The following is a 17,258-nucleotide window of genomic DNA, read 5'->3' as shown; positions in this document are numbered from 1 at the left end:
ACCTAGCTCACGGAACCGTTTTCATCAGCTCAATGACCGATTTGCCTGCTTCCCGGCGGAAATCGACGCGGTCGAAGATCTCGCTGATGACATGGAGGCCGAGGCCGCCGATGCGCTGGCCGGTGGAGGGCGGGGCGATGAGTTTGGCAAAGTCCTCGTTGGTGATGCCTTCACCGTGATGCTCGATGAAGATGCGGACCGAGTCGGCGTCTGACTCGATGCGGCAGGAGGCGGGGCGCTCGGTGCTGGTGGCGCAGTAGGCGTATTTGCAGATGTTGCTCATCACTTCATCGCAGCCGAGCACGATGAAGCCGGTGATGGCATCACTTAGGCCGTGATAACCCGCCCATGCCTCGATAAACTCGCGCACGAGGCGCAGCGTGTCGGGATGGCAGGAGAGGGCGAGTTCGCAGGGCGGCGGCGTGGAGTGATCGGTGATCGTCAGCACGGTGGCGTCGTCTTGATAACTCGCGCCATGGGCGAAGGTGCGCCATTGTTCGACGAGGTGGCTCAAGAAGCCGTCGCCACCATTGGTATGCTGCATGGCGGCGGCGAAGGCTTGGTCTTCGAAATACTCGCCCGCGCTGTTTTGCACTTCGAGGATGCCATCCGTGAAGAGCATCCAGTGGCGGCCGGTGCTGAAGGGCAGCACCCATTCTTCGTAACGTGCGGCACAGGAGATGCCGAGCGGCGCATTGCCGGGTGCAGGGACTTCTTTCCACGCCTTGCCGTCGAAGACCTGCGCACCGGGCAATCCAGCGCAGCAAAGATGCACCTGCCGCGACTTCGGGCACACCAGCATGGCGTTGATGGCGATGAAGCGGCCGGCTTTCATCACGCCGCAGAGTTTTTGGTTCAACGCGGTCATCCATTCCGCAAGATTCATGTTCACGCACAAATGTGCGGTCGATGCGATGAGCGTGGTGCCACGGGCCATGTCGAGCGCAGCAGGCAGGCCTTTGCCGCAGACGTCGCCGACACCGAGAAGGATTTTGCCGTCGTCGATCTGATGCCAGAAGAAAAAATCGCCACCGACTTCGCTGGCAGGCTCATAGAAGGTTTCCACGGCGACATCACCGAGGCGCACCTGGGGTGCTGGCAGGAAGGAGTTCTGAATTTCCGCTGCAAGGGAGAGCTGCTGACGATTTTCGGCCTCTTGAATGGCTTTCTTTTGCGATTCGAGCCGCAGCAACGTCACGGCGATGAGGCTGCCGAAGGTTTCAAAGATTTCCACATCCTGCGGCGTGAAGGCGGCGCTGTGATTGGGATTGATCGCCTGCATGACGCCGAGGCAGTGCTCGCCATTGAGCAGCGGGATCGTGACCATCGCACGGGTGACGAGTTCGGTCTTGTCCGCGACCGGGCGGAAGTGGCGGGGATCATTGAGCGCGTCCTCGATGTTGACGATTTTTTTCGTCGCATAGACATCACCGGCGATGCCCTTGCCCTTTGGTACGCGCACATCCATCGAATTGATAGGATCAAGCGTGGAGCGGATGAGCAAGTCCTCGCTGGGGCCGTCTGGCAGCAGGATGGAGCAGACTTCGCAGTCCATGACCTCACGCGATTGTTTGAGAATGTGATCGACCAGCTCAACGAGGTCGTGCGTGCTGCTCAAACGACGCGCCACGTCGATCAACACGGCCTGACGTAAGGCGATGGGCTGCGGATTACTCACGGCGTTTGAAGAGATTGAGGATGCCTTTCTTCTTTTCCTCCGGCGTGGCGCTTTCGGGCGGCATGGGGCTGGTGCCTGGCTTGGCGGCGGGTTTCGCACCGGATTCGAGTTCTTTGATGCGCACGGGATACGGCGTCTGGGTGCGGCGCATGTGCTCGATGATCTGCTCCTTGCTCGGCACTTCGTTTTCTTTACTGCCAAAGATCAGACGGCTGGGTTTTTCCGCGAGCGTGCCGGTGATGTATTCGCCCCAGACGACGAGGGCGCTCATCTCTTCGACCAGCGTGTGAACTTTGCGCATCGTGACGTCGAGATTTTTCTCCAAACCCGGACCGGAGGCGCCTTCGCCACCGGCGAGGAGCTTGTGCAGGTCGGTCGTGATCTCCTCAATGCGCGCCCTCAGGCCGGGTTTGCCATCGGCAGTGCCGGTGATGGTTTGATTTAGCTCCTTGGAGAAGGTTTCGAGGTTGGCGAGGATGGCATCCGCACGATTCGCGAGACCCTTATCTGCTGCGCCTTTCGGGCCTTTGACGAGTTCCTGGATGCCGGTGGCGGTTTCTTCGAGCTTGGTGGCAACGTCCTTGAGCTTCTGACCGAAGCCGGGTGTTTTGCCATCGCCCGCAAAGACGGTTTTCAGTTCTTCGGTGAACGATTCGATGTTGGCGAGCGAGTCGGTGATCTTTTGCGCAGCATCGCCTTTGCCAAGCGGGCTGGTGATTTTTTTGAGGTCGGCAGTGATGTCCCGGATGTTGGCAAAGATCGCATCGCCTCCAGGTAGCATCACCTCCAGCAGGCTGCCGAGGCTGGAGGACGTGAGCTTCGAGCCATCGGCCAGCGGGCCACCTTTGTCATCCATGCGCACGAGAGCGATGTGCTTTTCACCGAGAATGGATTCGGCGCTTATGAGGACATTGACGTTTGCCGGGATCGACGCCTGCTCAAACACCTCGATGTGAACGCGCACGGTGCGGCTGAGGACGAGGCGGTCGGCAGGGGCGAGGTGTTCGATGCGTTCGACGACACCGATGTTGTCGCCGGCATAGAGCACGGCGGTGTTGCGGCGGATGCCAGTCACGTCCTCGAAATCGACGGAGAAACGCAGGTGCGGTTTGCGCCAGGGATCGCCGGAGATCGCGAACAACAGCGCACCGAGCAGCACCAGCGAGCAAAGGATGACCAAAATGGCCACGAGGGCGTCATGCTTGTTTTTCATGGCTTTGAGGAGTGAATGGCGGAGCGTGAATACTTCCCGGTGTCGTTGATGCCAAGCAGTGTTTCCCGATACAGCAGCTCGCCGGAGTCATCGGTGCCGTCACCTTTGGGGTCGCCGTTGATGAACTGCTGCACGGCAGGATTGGGATGCGCTTTGATTTCCTCCGGCGTGCCAGCGGCGATGACCTTGCCCTGATTCGGGCCGGTGCCGAGCATGATGATGCGCGTGCCGATGCGGAAGACGCTGTTCATGTCATGGGTGACGACGACGACCGTGGCACCGATCTTCTGCGTGAGACGCTGCGTGAGCTCATCCACGACGGCGGTCATGATGGGGTCGAGTCCGGCGGTGGGTTCGTCGCTGAACACCAGCGGCGGGTCCAAGGCGAGCGCTCGGGCCAGTGCGGCACGCTTTTTCATGCCGCCGCTGATCTCCGAAGGCTTCTTGTGGCCGTGACCGGTCAGTCCGACCTGCTCCAGCTTCATTTTGACCACGGTGTCGATCAAGCCAGCATCGAGCTGTGTGTGTTCGACCAGCGGGAGCGCCACGTTCTCTGCCACGGTGAGCGATTGCAGCAGCGCACCGGATTGAAACAGCATGCCATAGCGGCCACGCAGTTTTTGCAGCGCTTCAGCGCGCATGGTGGTGATCTCCTGGCCGAAAACCTTGATGCTGCCGGAGGTGGGCTTCTCGGTGCCGATGAGATGACGCAGCAGCGTGCTTTTGCCGCAGCCGCTGCCACCCATGATGATGAAGGTGTCACCGGCATAGACTTTGAAGCTCACGCCATCGAGCACCTTCTGCGTTCCAAAATGCCGCACCAGCGAATCGACCTCGATGATCGGTTCGGCGGCTGCATCTGGTACGTGAGGCTTCATCAGAAGAAAAACAAGGCGGTGAGCACGGCGTTGGCGATGAAAACGCTGAGCAGCGAGACGACGACTGAGCGCGTGGTGGCGAGGCCGACGCCTTCAGCACCGCCGGAGACGTTTAAACCGATGCTGCAGGCGATGGTGACGATCAGAACGCCGAAGACGCCGCTCTTGAGCAGGCCGATGCCGACATCGCTCAGTTCGACGTATTGCAGCGCATGGCTCACAAAGTAGGCGGTGGACATGTTCAACGAGTAATGGCCGATCAACCAGCCGCCGGTGAGGCCGACGTAGATGCTGAATACGGTGAGCAGCGGCATCATGATGACCATCGCGAGGAAACGCGGCACGATGAGGTAGGACATCGGCGGGATGGCCATGACTTCGAGCGCTTCGATTTCTTCCGAGACTTTCATCGTGCCGAGTTCAGCAGTGACCGATGATCCACTGCGGCCAATGACGATCACCGCCGTGACCAGCGGCGCGAGTTCGCGAATGAGGCTGGAGGACACGAGGCCGGGCACATAGACCGTGGCACCGAGTTTTGCGAGCTGTGCGGCAGACTGCATCGCCAGCACGACACCGATGGTCAGGGCCGTCAGCGCCGCCATCGGCACCGCATGCACGCCGATGCGGACGATTTGCGCGTAGGTGTGGCCGATGCGCCACGGTTTGCCACGAAACGGAGCCGCAAAGAGCCAGTAGAGAAGACTGCCACACAATGCGAAGTATTGGCGGAAGGCTTCGATCATGCGCGGTGGGGCGAAGGCTTAACGCTTGCTCTTTAAGTCGGCGGCATTCAGCGCCTCCTCGACGGTGGGCAGGTGCAGGATGAAATCGCCGAGGCGGACGATCTTGAACGAGGCCTCCACGCGTCCTTGAATGCCGGTGAGCGCGAACTCGCTGCCAGCACCGCTCGCATGCTGGTAATACTCGACCACCACGGCCCAGACCGGTGTGTTAACGAAGGTGACCTTTGAGAAGTCGATGATCAGCCGCTTCACCTTGGCCTTCATCTGTTCGCGCACGAGTTTTTGAAACTCAGGCACCGTCGCGAGGTCGGCATCGCCCTCCAGTTCGATGACGACGGCGTTCGGGTGGGAGCGGAGGGTGGGTTTCATGGAGGAGGTCAAGCGGTCAACGGTCAAGAGGTCAAGCTGCCGCCAGTTCCCGCATGGGGCGCACGGAGACGGGCGGGAGAGTGGTTGGGCCGCCTTCATTGAGGAAATCGGTGATCAAATCTTCGGCGATGAGCACCAGCTTCGCATACACCTTGGCCTCGGTGTTGGCATGGCAGCAGTCGCCGCAAAGATCCGGGATGCTGCCGACAAAGCAGCCGTCCTCATCGCTCCAACGAACGAGTTTCATGTAGCGTTCCGCGTATTGCTGGGCCGGGGTTCTCATGACTTGGACTCCTGGATGCGTTGTTTGATCTGTTTCTCCTGGTAATGATGCGCATCCTCGCCGTCGCGTCCATCAATGATCGCAAAACGCGCAACACGGGGATGTTTGAACTTGCGATGATCGCCCTTGCCCTGGCCTTTGACCAGATAAAAACCGGATTGTTCCAGGTCGCGGATCAGTTCACGGATTTTGCGGGGCATGAGGGGTGGAATGACGAATGACGAATTTCCAAATGACGAATGTTTCGCCAATCATGTTTACAGCCAGCCGGTTTGATTCAAGCGCCCGGTCAATTCCATCTGCTTCTCGAGCTGCGCGGCATACAAGGCGGCGTTTGCGGCGTTGGGTTTGCAGCGGGTGGTTTCGTCGAGGGTGACGAGCTTGGCGCAGAGCGTTTCGTAGCTGACGCGTTCGCTGCCGCTTTGGTTGGCGTGGGCATACGCGGCCTGGATGGCACCGCCGAGCGCGGCGCCTTCGCTCGTGTTGAGTGTGACGACTTCGGCGTTGAAGCAGTCGGCGGCGATTTGACGCCAGGTGGCGCTCTTGCTGCCGCCGCCGGTGAGGCGGATCTCGGTCGGGTTCATGCCGAGGTCGCGAAAGCGCTTCAAACCATACGCAAGGCCGAGCGTGGCACCTTCGACGGCGGCACGGGCCATGTTGGCGGGCGTCATGTTGGTCGGACGCAGGCCGTGGATGACGCCGGTGCCGTTCGGGAGGTTGGGGGTGCGTTCACCATTGAGATATGGCAGGAACATCACGCCATCGGCACCTACGGGGGCGGATTTCACCGCGGTTTCGAGCTGCTTCAGATCCCAGCGAAACATCTCGCGCACCTGCTCGGTGACGACGGTGACGTTCATGGTGCAAACGAGCGGCAGCCATTGATCGGTGCTGTCGCAGAACGCGGCGACTTCACCCTGGCCATCCACGATAGGTGACGCAGCGACGCCATACAGCGTGCCGCTGGTGCCGAAGCTGGCGGTGACGACGCCGGGCTTGATGTTGCCGGTGCCGATCGCGCCCATCATGTTGTCGCCGCCGCCGGCGCTGATGATCACATCGAAGTTCAGGCCCCATTGCACGGCCAAGTCCTTGCGAATCGTGCCATGCACGGCCTTCGAGGAGCCAAGCGGCGGCAGCATGCCGCGCACGCTGGGGTCGATGTAATCGCAGATCTCATACGCCCACTGGCGGGTGTTCACATTGAGGATGCCCATGCCGGACGCGTCGCCGTATTCCATGCGCTTCACGCCGCTGAGCCAGAAGTTGATGTAATCATGCGGCAGCAGAATGGTCTTCGTCTTCGTAAAGTTCTCCGGCTCGTTCTGTTTCATCCATAGCAGCTTCGGAATCGTGTAGCCCGGCAGCATGGCATTGCCAGCGACGGCGATCACACCCGGTTGGCCACCGAAATGATGCGCGATCTCGGCGCACTGCGCCTGCGTGGAAGTGTCGCACCACAGTTTCGCTGCACGCACCGGTTTATCGTCCGCGCCGAGTGCGACAAGGCCGTGCTGCTGCCCGCTGACGCCGATGCCGGCGATCTTGGCCTTGTCTTTGCCAATTTGATCGAGGCACTGCCGCACCGAAGCATCCACCGCGTCGAGCCACGACTGCGGATCTTGTTCGAGATGGCCGGGAGGCAGGCCTTCGATCAAATCATACGAACTGTGCCCGGTGGCGATGATGTTGCCGCTGTCGAGGTCCAGAACGATGGCCTTGGTGCTCTGTGTGCCGCTGTCGATGCCGAGGAAATACATGGTTGGGAAAGAGTTGGGTTGGTTGGGAGGTTTTCGGCCAGTTGGTTCAAAGTTCAAGGTTCAAAGTTCGCGACCCGAGTCTGAACTCCTGCCTCAATCCTTCGACTGAATGTTCCCGGACTTGCGGATGGCGCGCATGAGACGCCAGCCGAGGTAGAGGGAGATCGTGTAGCCAACGGCACCGAAGATGGACACGCCGTAGAACAGCGGCTTGGCCTCGCGGCTCCAAAGCTCGCTGGAGCCGAGGAAGACGGCGGCGGTGAGGATGCCGAGGACGAGACGGTTGACGATGGGATCGAGATGGCGGTGATCAAGATGCACCGTGAGTGAGCCATCGCGAAAGCGGGCGAGCAGATCGGTCAGATCACGCGGCAGGGCGGTGAGCAGGCGGTCCCAGACGCGGAAGGTGCGGCGGGCGCGTTTGGCGATGCGACCGGGCGAGAAACGTCGCAGCATGAGGCGTGAGCAGTAGGGCTGCATCAGCTCTGCGAGGCTCACGTCCGGACTGAAGCGACGTGAGGTGCCTTCCAGCACGATGAGGGTTTTCAACAGCAGTGCCAATGTCGGTGGCAGGACGATGTGATGACTGCGGATGATCTCCACGAGATTGCTCAAGGCCGCGCCGACGTGGATTTCGTTCAGCGGATGGCCGGTGAAGTCGGCCATGAAGTCCTGGAGGTCGGCGCGGAGTTTTTCACGCGAACAGTCAGACGGCACGGCACCGAGGCGCAGCACCTGCTCGGCCACGAGTTCGGAATCGTTTTCCACGATGCCCATGAGCAGCGCTTCGACTTCATCACGCAGATCTTCGTCGATGCGGCCGACCATGCCGCAGTCGATGACACCAACGATGTTGCCGGGCAGCAGGATGAGATTGCAGGGATGCGGATCGGCGTGGTAGAAGCCGTCGCGGAAGACCATTTCGAGATACATGTTGGCCCCGCGTTTGGCGAACTCGCCCAAGTCTTCGCCGGACTGCTTCAGCGTTTCAATGTCCGCGCCGATGATGCCTTCTAGGTGCTCCATGGTCACGACTTGATGCGAGCAAAGATCGCTGAAGACCTCTGGAATACGCACGGTCGGGTCGTCGGCGAAGTTGCGACCAAACTCCTCCTGATTTTGCCGCTCGTAGGTGAAATCGAGTTCGCGCAGCAACGTGCGGCGGAACTGGCGCACCACCGCCAGCGGCTGATAGGCGCGCAAAGCCGGAGAATGCGTCTCCAGCAGCTCCGCGAGTGCCTGGACGATCTCCACATCCGTCGCGGCTTGTTCCGCCACGCCAGCACGGCGCACTTTGACCACCGCGCTCTGGCCGGTGTGCAGCAATACGGCATGCACTTGCGCGACGGAGGCGGCGGCGAGCGGGGTGTCGTCGAAACTGGCAAAGAGCTGCTCAATCGGCAGGCCTAGTTCTGTTTCAATCGTTGCGCGTGCCACGCTGGCGGCATCGGGCGGCACGTTGGCTTGCAATTGAGAGAGTTCTTCGGTCAGCTCGGGGCCGAGCAAATCTGCGCGGGTGCTGAGCATCTGCCCCAGCTTGATGAAGGTGGTGCCCAGCTCGGTGAGCGCCATGCGCGCACGGGCGGCCTGCGTCACGCCTGCGGTGAGTGAGTGGCCGTCCGCGCTTTTGAGCCGGTCCTGGAGCCAGGCGTATTTGAAACCGCCGAACAAGTCCGCCAGTCCGTATTTGCCGAGCACGGCGGCGATTTCCGCGATGCGCTTTGCATAACGTTCGAGTCGGGCCAGGGCGTCGATCTTCATGGTGAGGACGAGTGAAGGCGGAAACGCCCCTGTTTACAATGGGGAATGCAGCGCGTGCGTGCCGCATCTGTCCAGCAGACAGCAGGGATAGCCACGCATGAAAAATGGCAGAGCATGAGTCAGAAACTGAGGTGGCGGACTGTCTGCGAATTCGCCCGCAGCCAGGGGCGGTCAGCTCTTTTTGGCCTTCGATTTGGGCGCGGACGACTTCGGTGGTGGTGATGAGTTGTTCGCGTTTTGAACGCGGGTGCGTTCGGACTTCATCGGGATGGGGCTGAGGAGGATGGCATCGACGTGGACGATGCGCGGTGCGGAGATATGCACGGTGGTCGGTTCGGTGGCGATCTCGCCGCCGAAAGCCTGTGCTACGGACGCATCTGGCGGCAGGACGGCATGGTGCTGGCCCGTGCTTGCCTGTAAGTCGCGCAGAGGAGCGGTCTTGGCCTCCAGTTCAGCGAGTTCGCGCCGGGCGGCTGCGATCTGGCGCGTGAGTTCTGCGTGTTGCGCAGTGCCTTCCGCAGCGGCGGGTTTGGGGTCCTCGTCTTTGGTGGCCTTACGTTTGGCGATCTGCGGCCCGCCGTCGGTGTGGTTGGCCTGCGCGTCGCGGTACCGCTGTTCGACGGCGGTGAGGCGCTGCCGCACGTCGGCAAGCTGCTGTTTGGTGGCAGCGAGTTCCTGGCACTGCTGTTCGATTTCGGCACGGCGCGCCTGAGTTTCTTCGAGGCGTCGCGTTGCGGCGGCGAGGTCGGTCTGGGCACGGGCCAGCGCTGCTTCGGCGGCGGTGGTGGACTGCTGCAACTTGGTGGAGCGATCTGAGAGATCTTTGACGGCGGTCTCGGCACGCCGCTGCTCCTTGGCCAGCGTCTCAAGGGTGGCGGTGAGCGTGGCGTGCCGCGTCTCCGCCTCCTGGCAGCGGGCGTGGGCTTGTTCGAGCCGTTCCTCGCTGCCGCGGAGTTCTTCGATATGCGCTTCGACCGTTTCCAGATGCTGCGCGAGCTGTTCAAGCTGCGCGATCTTTTTCTCCGTCGTCTGCACCTGTTCGATGCGTGTGGCGGCGAGTTCCTGGCCTTCTTTGAGGCGGGCCTCCATCTCGATGACCTGCTGGCGTAGCGTGTTCAGCAAAACCTCGTCCTGCTCGCATTCATCACGCACTTGCGTGAGGCGTGCGTCGAGGGCGTCCACCTTCTCCTGAGCGGCGGCGGCGGTGTTGGTGAGGCGCTGCACTTCGGTGGATTTTTCGAAGTGCTGGGTGTTGAGGCGCTCAAGGGCGGCGGTTTTTTCTTCGTGCTGGCTGGAGAGTGTCTGGATGGCCTCCAGCCAATCGTGATGGGCGTTTTTGGCCTCTTGCACGGCGGCTTGGAACGGCGCGAGCTGCTGCTCCTCGGCACGGAGAGATTCCACCCGTGCATTGTGCATCGCACGCTCTTTCTCGGCGCGCTGCTGCCAATCGCGCAATTCCTTCTCGGCGGCATCCACTTCAGCCTTCAGTCGCGCTTTTTCTGCCTCCAAATGGGCGATTGCTTCCGCATGGTCGGCGGCGGGCACCGGAACTGCCGGAGGGGACTCTATCGGCGCCGCATCCGGCGGCATGGCTGCGTCTGGAAGTTCCAGGTCCAGCATGGCGATGAGCGGGCCGAAGGCGAGCCTATCACCGTGCAGCAGGGTGCAGCTCCGCTGGCGTTCGCCGTTGACGAAAGTGCCGGTGGCGGACTTCAAATCGAAGACTTGGATGCTGCCATCCGCGTTTTGCAGCAGTTCCGCGTGCTGCGGGGCGATGCGCTCGTCATCCACGACCACGTCATTGTCCTCGCCACGGCCAATGGTGATGCGTTCCGTGAGGGGAACCACCACTTCCTGTCCGTCTTCGAGAACGAAGGTGAGTTTTGCCATGGGGTGTCTGCTTTTTTACAGGATCAGCAATGTCGATGCCGAGGTTGGAATCAACCGGGCATTTGCGGCAAAGAGTGGTCTTGGTCCGTGTGTTTTTTCATGACGCGGTCGATGGCCGACTCGTAGTTTTTAAGTTCGGTATGGGCGAGATCGGCTTGCTGGCGCAGCTCGCTGCGCTGCCGCTCGGCCTCGGCGATGTCGGCACGGAGTTCGGCGAGTTTGCGCTCCAGTTCGGTGATTTTTTCACGGCGCTTTTCTTCTTCGTGGGCGGACGCTTCGAGCTGACGCAGCAGGGCGGTTTGACGCTCCTCTTCCTGACGAATTTTGGCCTCCAACTGGCGGCTATGCTCGCGCAGCATGGCTTCTGCGGCGGGGCCGCCGGAGCGGGGGCGGGTCTCCTCGCGGCTGCGTTCTTTGCGCAAGGACTCGAGGCGTGCTTCCTCACGCTGGACGCTTTCGCGCAGGTGATTGAGCCGGGAGCGCAACGTGGACTCCTGGCCGTTGCCAACAGCGGCACGCGGCTCTGGAGCAGCGTTGTGACCCGGTGCCGTGCTGGCATTGTGGCGGACGGCTTCACTGAGCGGCATGGCACGCGCCTGGGTGCGCGCGGTGACGATGAGGCTGTGGAGGCCGGCTTTTTCTTTTTCGATCTCGTGCCAGAGGTCGCGTGCCTCGGGGGAGTCCTGCGGCAGCGTGGCGAGGCGGGCGTAGAGCTGGTCCATGGCCTCCTTCCACTCGCGCAACGGCGTGAGTCGGGAGACGAGGTCCGCTAGCTCACGGCGGGTGCTGTCAAGACTGGCGGCAAGCTGCTGCTGCTGCGTGCGGTGGCCTGTTTCCGCCTCGGCGGCAAGCTGGCGCACCTCCTCGAAGCGTGTGCGTTCACTGCGTTCCGACGTGGCGAGGTTGGTGAGTTCGGCGCGCAGATCTTTCTCGCGTGCATACAGCACTTCGATGCGGCCTTTGGCGGCGCTTTCTTCACCTTCGAGTCCTTTGACAGAGGCCTGGTGCGTGACGATCAGCGCTGCGCCAGTCGTGATGTCGGTCTTCACCTCTGCGAGCTGCTGTTCGGTGGTGGCAAGCTGCTGCTTTACGTTTGCCAGTTTTTGCTCCGTGGCGGCGAGTTCCTGGCACTGCCGCTCGATTTCAGCCCGGCGCGTCCTCGTTTCTTCCAGACGTTGCGTTTCAGCAGCCAGTTCGGTGCTGCGGGTGGCGAGATCTGTTTCGCGTGCGGCGAGTTCGTTCTGAACGCGGTGAAGTGATGCTTCAGTGCGCTGCTGTGTCGCACGGGCCGTATCGGTGGCGGCGGTGACCTGCTGGTGATGATCCTGCAACACGCTGATGCGGGATTCGAGTTCCTTGATCGTCGCCTCGGAGCGCTGCTGCTCCTGACCGAGCGCGGCGATGGCGACCGTGAGCGCGGCATGCTGCGCCTCCGCCTCACGGCTGCGGGTCAGCGCCTGCACGAGCCGCTCCTCGGTGCCTGAGAGTTCTTTGATGTGTGCGTCGATCTGCGTGCGGCGCTGGGAGAGCTGCTCAAGTTTTTTCTCCACCGCCTTCACTTGGTCCTCGCGTGCTTCGGCAAGTTCCCGGCTTTCCTGGCTGCGTTCTTCAAGTTCGGCGATTTGCCGGCGCAGATCATCCAGCACGGCCTCGTCATGCGTGCATTCGGCACGGATCTGCTGGAGGTGGGCGAGTTCTTGATCCCGGTGCGTGGCAAGGCTTTGCAGCTCATGCCTCGCAGCATGCTCGTCGGCGTTGAGGCGCTGCAAATCGGCGGCTTTCTCGTCATGCTGGGCTGCGAGTCGTTGCAGCGCGGCCGTTTTCTCCTCGTGCGTGGTGGTGAGGGCCTGGATGGACTTGAGCCACTCACCGTGCGTGGCCTCGGCTTCCTTCACGGCGGCCCGCATGGGGGCGAGACGCTCCTCCTCGGCGCGGAGGGCCTCCACGCGGGTGTGGTGCATGCTGCGTTCCTTTTCAGCGCGCTCCTGCCAGTCGCGGAGTTCTTTTTGCGTGGTTTCCACCTCAGCTTGCAGCCGTGTTTTCTCGGCGTCGAACTGTGCGGCCTCCTGCTGCAGGGAATTCAGCCGCGCCTGCATTTCCTCGGGCGGCAGGGCGGTCTTGCCGGTGTCTTTCTTCGCAGTGCGGTCCTTTTTGCGTGTTCCGATCTTGCCCGCCTTCACCGGCTTGCCGTTGGTGGTAGGTTCGTCCAGATCGAGGACGGCGGTCAGTGGCCCAAAGGCCAGCCGGTCGCCGTGGCGGATGGTGTGGCTGCGCACCCGCTCGCCATTGACGTAAGTGCCGGCAGTGGAGTTCGCATCAAACACCTGAATGCTGCCGTCCGCATTGCGCACCAGCTCGGCATGGCGCTTCGAGACGCGGTCGTCATCGACGACCACATCATTGTCTTCTCCGCGCCCCAAAGTGATGCGCTCCGCGAGGAGAACCTCGATTTCCTGGCCGTCTTCGAGAACAAAGGTGAGTTTTGCCATGTTTGATGTGTGCCAGTTTTTACCGGCAGAACTTCGACAGCAAACTCGACTCTGTGTGTGGAATCAATCAAGCTTTTGTTGGATGCGCACGGAACTGTCCATGCTCTCTTGTCGGGCATGCACTCCGAAGCCGAAGCCAGTCTCTCGAAACGCTGCCCCGTCATGCGCCGCCTGATCAAGGCGCATGGCCCGTGCGAACTGAAGCCGCAGAAGCGCTCGCCCTACGAGGCGCTCGTCAGCGCCGTGGCGCACCAGCAGCTTCACGCGAACGCCGCCGAGGCGATTCTGCGGCGCTTCAAGGCGCTGTGGCCGGATACACGCTTCCCCAAGCCGGAACAGGTGCTCGCCGCCGATGAAACCATGCTGCGCGGCTGCGGCTTCTCCATGGGCAAACTGCTCGCCATCCGCGACATCGCCGCGAAGACGCTCAGCGGCCAGATTCCGACGCGTGCAGCGGCGCTGAAGCTCGCTGACGAGGAATTGATCGCACGTCTCGTCGAAGTGCGTGGCGTGGGCCGCTGGACGGTCGAAATGCTGCTGATCTTCACCTTGGGCCGCATGGATGTGTTTCCCAGCGACGACTACGGCGTGCGCAACGGCTGGCGCATCGCTAAGAAGCTCGACGAGATGCCCAAGCCGAAGGAATTCCGCCTGCTGGCCGAACGCTGGCAGCCGCACCGCACCCTGGCGGCGTGGTATCTGTGGCGTGCGGCGGATGCGGGGAAGTAGCCACAACGGGACCACTTAAACGCCTCGCTTCTTGCCTCACGCACGCGTATGGGCAGGGAATGTCTTTTCAATCCCTCGGTCTCGATCCCCACATTCTCCAAGCCATCAAAGAAGCCGGTTACACGGAACCCACGCCCATTCAATCGGCGGCCATTCCGGTCGTCATCGCAGGCGGGGACGTGATCGGCATCGCCCAGACCGGTACGGGCAAGACCGCCGCCTTCACGCTGCCGATCCTCACGCGTCTGACAGCGCATCCGGTGCCGCAGGGCCAGCGCCGCCGCACCCGCGTGCTCGTGCTCGCCCCCACGCGTGAACTCGTGGCGCAGATCGAGGAAAACGTGCTCGCCTACGCGCGGCATCTGCCGCTGAAGATTGCGAAAGTGTACGGTGGCGTCGGCGAAAAGCCGCAGAAGGACGCCCTGCGTGCCGGCAGCGACATCGTCGTCGCCTGTCCGGGCCGTTTGCTGGATTTGATGGGCCAGGGCTGCGCGGACTTTTCCCAGCTCGAATACCTCGTGCTCGATGAAGCCGACCGCATGCTCGACATGGGCTTCCTGCCCGACATCCGTCGCATCCTCCAGCAACTGCCGAAGAAGCGTCAGACGCTGATGTTCTCCGCCACGCTGTCGAAAGAGATCGAAAGCCTCACGCATGAGTTCCAGCGCGCGCCGAAGATCGTGCAGATCGGTAAACGTGCCAATCCGGCCGAAACCGTGACGCAGCTCGTCTATGAAGTGCATAAGCACCTCAAAATGCCGCTGCTCTCACATCTGCTCGAAGACGACAAACTGCAGATGGTGCTCGTTTTCAGCCGCACGAAGCACGGCGCGGACAAGATCGCCAAAAAGCTCGAACAAACCGGCGTGAAGTGCGCCACGCTGCACGCCAACCGTTCGCAAAACCAGCGCCTGCGTGCGCTGGACGACTTCAAAACGGGCAAGGTGCGTGTTTTGGTCGCCACCGACATCGCCGCACGCGGCATCGACGTGGATGGCATCTCGCACGTCGTGAATTTCGACTTCCCGCACATCGTGGAGGATTATGTCCACCGCATCGGCCGCACCGGTCGCGCGCATGCGATTGGCGACGCGATCAGCTTTGTTTCCCCCGATGAACAGGACGACGTGCGCAAACTGGAGCGCTTCATCAACCGCGGTCTCGTGCGCAAAAAAGCCGAAGGCTTCAACTACAACGCCGCCCCGCAGCCCATGAGCGATGACCGGCCCGAACGCCGCAATCAACGCCCGTTCCAACAACAGCAGCGCCGTCCGCAAGGGCAGGGTGGTCAAGGCGGTGGCCGTGGTGGTCAAGGCGGCCAGGGTGGCGAGCGTCGCGATTCGCGTGGTCCCGCCGCGCGGCCCAATGATTCACGTCGTCCGTCCTCGAACCCGCCGCCATCCAAGCCGCAAAGCGTGGTGCAGACCCAGGCCGCCGAGCGCGGTTTGTGGAAGCGGCTCACGGGCAGGGCGTGATGCTGAAAGATGGCTGCTAGGCGGGCGATGTATGGTAAACTCCGCCCGCATGAAACTCACCGCCTTCTTCAAACAAGTCCCCGAAGGCTACATCGCCTGGGTTGAGGAGCTACCTGGTGCCAACACGCAAGGTGCAACGCTCGATGAAGCGCGGGCCAATCTTCCCGAGGCGGTCGAAATGGTGTTGGAAGCGAACCGTCTGCTCGCTGAGGAGGCACTGGAGGGCGAAATCGTGAGTCGTGAACCGTTTGCCTTCGCGCTGGCATGAAGCTGCGTGACTGAATCACGCCTGCGCATTGTTCATTATGTCGGTGAGGGCGAAGTCGGAGGAGGGGGGATCACGGGGATCATGCGCCCAATCTGTTCTTTGACTAATTCCACGGTTTGATTGCCATGCATGAGAAATGGCATGCTCATAAGCAGAAGCATTCGTGTTCTATCCAGACGCTGGCGAACAAAAAACTCGTCATTGAGGCCTAAAACACGAATCTGAAATTTGGCCGCAGGCGTGGTGCCTACCAGCTTGTGAGTAACGGGATCTTCGAAAATCTGAAACCCGTAGTCCTGTTCTTTTGTAGGGTCGATGAAACGAAAACCCTGCTCTATGTCCCCAGGGGTAGGCCACTGGCTGCCTTTTCTTCCGTTGCAACGCCTTGTAGCGGGCATCAGGTTTGAGTACTCCTGAACAAAGTGGCTTTTCTTTCGAGGGTCAAAATGGTCCACTTCCAAGCCTCCTGATTCATTGAAGTGATGCACCATTGAATATGCACAACGATGCTCGAAGTCTCTCAACAAATAAGGGAGCGCCTTCCCGTATGTTGTTCGGCTAAAGGAGCGATCAGCGGTTCCTCTTTGCACCCGCCCAACCTGGGCCTGCGCAGAAGGAGAGGTATTCTTGCATTGCGGAGAGGAGTTTTTGCGTCGCTTCTTCATGCTGTGCGTGCCAGACCAGTTCATCGAACTTCATGGGAAATTTAAGGCGATTCCGAAGATGCTCCAATTGCTCCAACTCGATGATCTCAGTTGGACTTGCCTTACCCACGGCGTCTTTTTTTGCCAGTGTGATAAAGCGTCTTTCCGATTGATCGGTCCACTCCTCTAGGAGCAGTGTGATCTGCATCGGTGCCGCATTGGCCGTGCTGCTGACAGCAATTAATGCAGGGTTTACAGTTTCACTGGATTGAATTTCCCCTGCAATCGCCGTTTTTACATTGTCTGTTCCCTGTATGTCGCTGGTGAATGCCAATGCGGCAATCGGCAGTGCAGTCCGAACGCCCTTGCTCTTAGTGAATAGGGAAAGGCGGCTCATTTCTTTGGCGTGGCGAGAAGTTTCATGAACAAGCTCTGAATCAATGGCAGCGGACAACGTACCACCAAAGCGGCCGCTCCTTGAATTGTTGGCGCATCTTTCGCAGCTTTTGTTGAAGCCCCCGTTAAGGCAAGTTCGTGAAGCAAGAAAGAACCGAAAATCAATTCGCCCTCAGAGCCTCTGTGACTGACCTGAATCATGTCAGCCGGTGTCACCGAGCCGGTGTTCACGAGATCGCGAAGTTCGAAACTGACTTCAGATCTAGCAGGGGAAAGCTTTTCAAAAAATCCCTTCAGTGGAACGGAGGCATCTGTTACCGCCTGGTCGGAAAGGCTCACTCCGGCAGATGCCCGAGTCTGCCCAGCTCTGCCAAAGTGAATCAGCTTGAATCCATCAAGCTCCTCAAGGCAATAACGATCAGCAAAAATCTGCTGGCCAGAAATTCCCTTTTTGAGTTCAACTTTGACGACTTTGGACGGCGACGATGCGTTCACGCGTCAATTAAAGGAGGGCAAGCCTACAATGGCAAATGCGAAAACAGGCTCGCCGTGCCTAGATGACTGCATTGGTCACAAGCTTAATAATCAACCGGTCTGGTTAAATCTCACGTCGCCTTCTTCAAGAGCTTCGTTCCCGCCAGGCGGATGGCCTCCAGCGGCTCAAAAATGATCCACGCGG

The 17,258-nt window shown here is 60.7% G+C and carries 17 protein-coding genes; 3 read left to right on the top strand and 14 right to left on the bottom strand.

Annotation, left to right across the window (positions count from 1 at the left end; genetic code table 11):
- Nucleotides 1-7 precede the first annotated feature (7 nt).
- From ACKVY0_RS21295 to ACKVY0_RS21245, 11 genes are all read right to left on the bottom strand, one after another.
- Nucleotides 8-1,678, bottom strand: a complete 1,671-nt coding sequence (locus ACKVY0_RS21295; protein WP_409216863.1) for a SpoIIE family protein phosphatase — start codon at nt 1,676-1,678, stop codon at nt 8-10.
- Entirely contained in the window at nt 1,671-2,891 is a 1,221-nt protein-coding gene (locus ACKVY0_RS21290) for an MlaD family protein (protein WP_409216862.1), read from the bottom strand. Before ACKVY0_RS21290 ends, ACKVY0_RS21295 begins: the two co-directional genes overlap by 8 nt.
- Complete coding sequence (locus ACKVY0_RS21285) at nt 2,888-3,769, bottom strand: ABC transporter ATP-binding protein (RefSeq protein ID WP_409216861.1); 882 nt, start codon at nt 3,767-3,769, stop codon at nt 2,888-2,890. Before ACKVY0_RS21285 ends, ACKVY0_RS21290 begins: the two co-directional genes overlap by 4 nt.
- Nucleotides 3,769-4,515 carry an MlaE family ABC transporter permease gene (locus ACKVY0_RS21280; protein ID WP_409216860.1) on the bottom strand — a complete coding sequence of 249 codons (747 nt, stop codon included), beginning with the start codon at nt 4,513-4,515 and terminating at the stop codon, nt 3,769-3,771. Before ACKVY0_RS21280 ends, ACKVY0_RS21285 begins: the two co-directional genes overlap by 1 nt.
- A gap of 18 nt (nt 4,516-4,533) precedes the next feature.
- The gene (locus ACKVY0_RS21275; RefSeq protein WP_409216859.1) at nt 4,534-4,884 is read right to left on the bottom strand and encodes an STAS domain-containing protein; all 351 of its coding nucleotides are present in this window, start codon (nt 4,882-4,884) and stop codon (nt 4,534-4,536) included.
- A 31-nt stretch (nt 4,885-4,915) separates the two neighbouring features.
- Entirely contained in the window at nt 4,916-5,167 is a 252-nt protein-coding gene (locus ACKVY0_RS21270) for a hypothetical protein (protein ID WP_409216858.1), read from the bottom strand.
- Nucleotides 5,164-5,367 carry a type II toxin-antitoxin system HicA family toxin gene (locus ACKVY0_RS21265; RefSeq protein WP_409216857.1) on the bottom strand — a complete coding sequence of 68 codons (204 nt, stop codon included), beginning with the start codon at nt 5,365-5,367 and terminating at the stop codon, nt 5,164-5,166. Before ACKVY0_RS21265 ends, ACKVY0_RS21270 begins: the two co-directional genes overlap by 4 nt.
- A 57-nt stretch (nt 5,368-5,424) precedes the next feature.
- On the bottom strand, nt 5,425-6,927 hold the full coding sequence (gene xylB / locus ACKVY0_RS21260; protein WP_409216856.1) for a xylulokinase: 1,503 nt from the start codon (nt 6,925-6,927) through the stop codon (nt 5,425-5,427).
- 93 nt (nt 6,928-7,020) lie between these two features.
- Nucleotides 7,021-8,688 (bottom strand): ABC1 kinase family protein, encoded by a 1,668-nt coding sequence (locus tag ACKVY0_RS21255; protein WP_409216855.1) that lies wholly within the window; start codon nt 8,686-8,688, stop codon nt 7,021-7,023.
- A 171-nt stretch (nt 8,689-8,859) separates the two neighbouring features.
- Nucleotides 8,860-10,578 (bottom strand): FHA domain-containing protein, encoded by a 1,719-nt coding sequence (locus ACKVY0_RS21250; RefSeq protein WP_409216854.1) that lies wholly within the window; start codon nt 10,576-10,578, stop codon nt 8,860-8,862.
- 50 nt (nt 10,579-10,628) lie between these two features.
- Nucleotides 10,629-13,067, bottom strand: a complete 2,439-nt coding sequence (locus ACKVY0_RS21245; RefSeq protein WP_409216853.1) for an FHA domain-containing protein — start codon at nt 13,065-13,067, stop codon at nt 10,629-10,631.
- A 117-nt stretch (nt 13,068-13,184) separates the two neighbouring features.
- On the opposite strand from ACKVY0_RS21245, the gene ACKVY0_RS21240 reads away from it, so the two are divergent.
- Genes ACKVY0_RS21240 through ACKVY0_RS21230 form a run of 3 tightly spaced genes read left to right on the top strand, consistent with a single transcriptional unit; the run spans nt 13,185 to nt 15,539 of the window.
- On the top strand, nt 13,185-13,796 hold the full coding sequence (locus tag ACKVY0_RS21240; RefSeq protein WP_409216852.1) for a DNA-3-methyladenine glycosylase family protein: 612 nt from the start codon (nt 13,185-13,187) through the stop codon (nt 13,794-13,796).
- 59 nt (nt 13,797-13,855) lie between these two features.
- Nucleotides 13,856-15,271 (top strand): DEAD/DEAH box helicase, encoded by a 1,416-nt coding sequence (locus ACKVY0_RS21235; protein ID WP_409216851.1) that lies wholly within the window; start codon nt 13,856-13,858, stop codon nt 15,269-15,271.
- Between the two features lie 49 nt (nt 15,272-15,320).
- A complete protein-coding gene (locus tag ACKVY0_RS21230; protein ID WP_409216850.1) occupies nt 15,321-15,539 on the top strand; it encodes a type II toxin-antitoxin system HicB family antitoxin in 219 nt (72 codons plus the stop codon).
- A gap of 35 nt (nt 15,540-15,574) precedes the next feature.
- Here ACKVY0_RS21230 and ACKVY0_RS21225 read toward each other — a convergent pair whose 3' ends face one another.
- From ACKVY0_RS21225 to ACKVY0_RS21215, 3 genes are all read right to left on the bottom strand, one after another.
- Nucleotides 15,575-16,030, bottom strand: a complete 456-nt coding sequence (locus ACKVY0_RS21225) for an HNH endonuclease signature motif containing protein (RefSeq protein WP_409216849.1) — start codon at nt 16,028-16,030, stop codon at nt 15,575-15,577.
- Between the two features lie 79 nt (nt 16,031-16,109).
- Complete coding sequence (locus tag ACKVY0_RS21220; protein WP_409216848.1) at nt 16,110-16,580, bottom strand: hypothetical protein; 471 nt, start codon at nt 16,578-16,580, stop codon at nt 16,110-16,112.
- Entirely contained in the window at nt 16,577-17,074 is a 498-nt protein-coding gene (locus ACKVY0_RS21215; RefSeq protein WP_409216847.1) for a hypothetical protein, read from the bottom strand. The genes ACKVY0_RS21220 and ACKVY0_RS21215 overlap by 4 nt, the downstream gene beginning before the upstream one ends.
- Nucleotides 17,075-17,258: the final 184 nt, after the last annotated feature.

Origin of the sequence: Prosthecobacter sp., assembly GCF_046154365.1 — a bacterium.
In the GTDB taxonomy this organism is placed as follows: Bacteria; Verrucomicrobiota; Verrucomicrobiia; order Verrucomicrobiales; family Verrucomicrobiaceae; genus Prosthecobacter.
The sequence above is the reverse complement of the archived record's forward strand: the minus strand, read 5'-3'. Positions and strand labels throughout refer to the sequence as shown.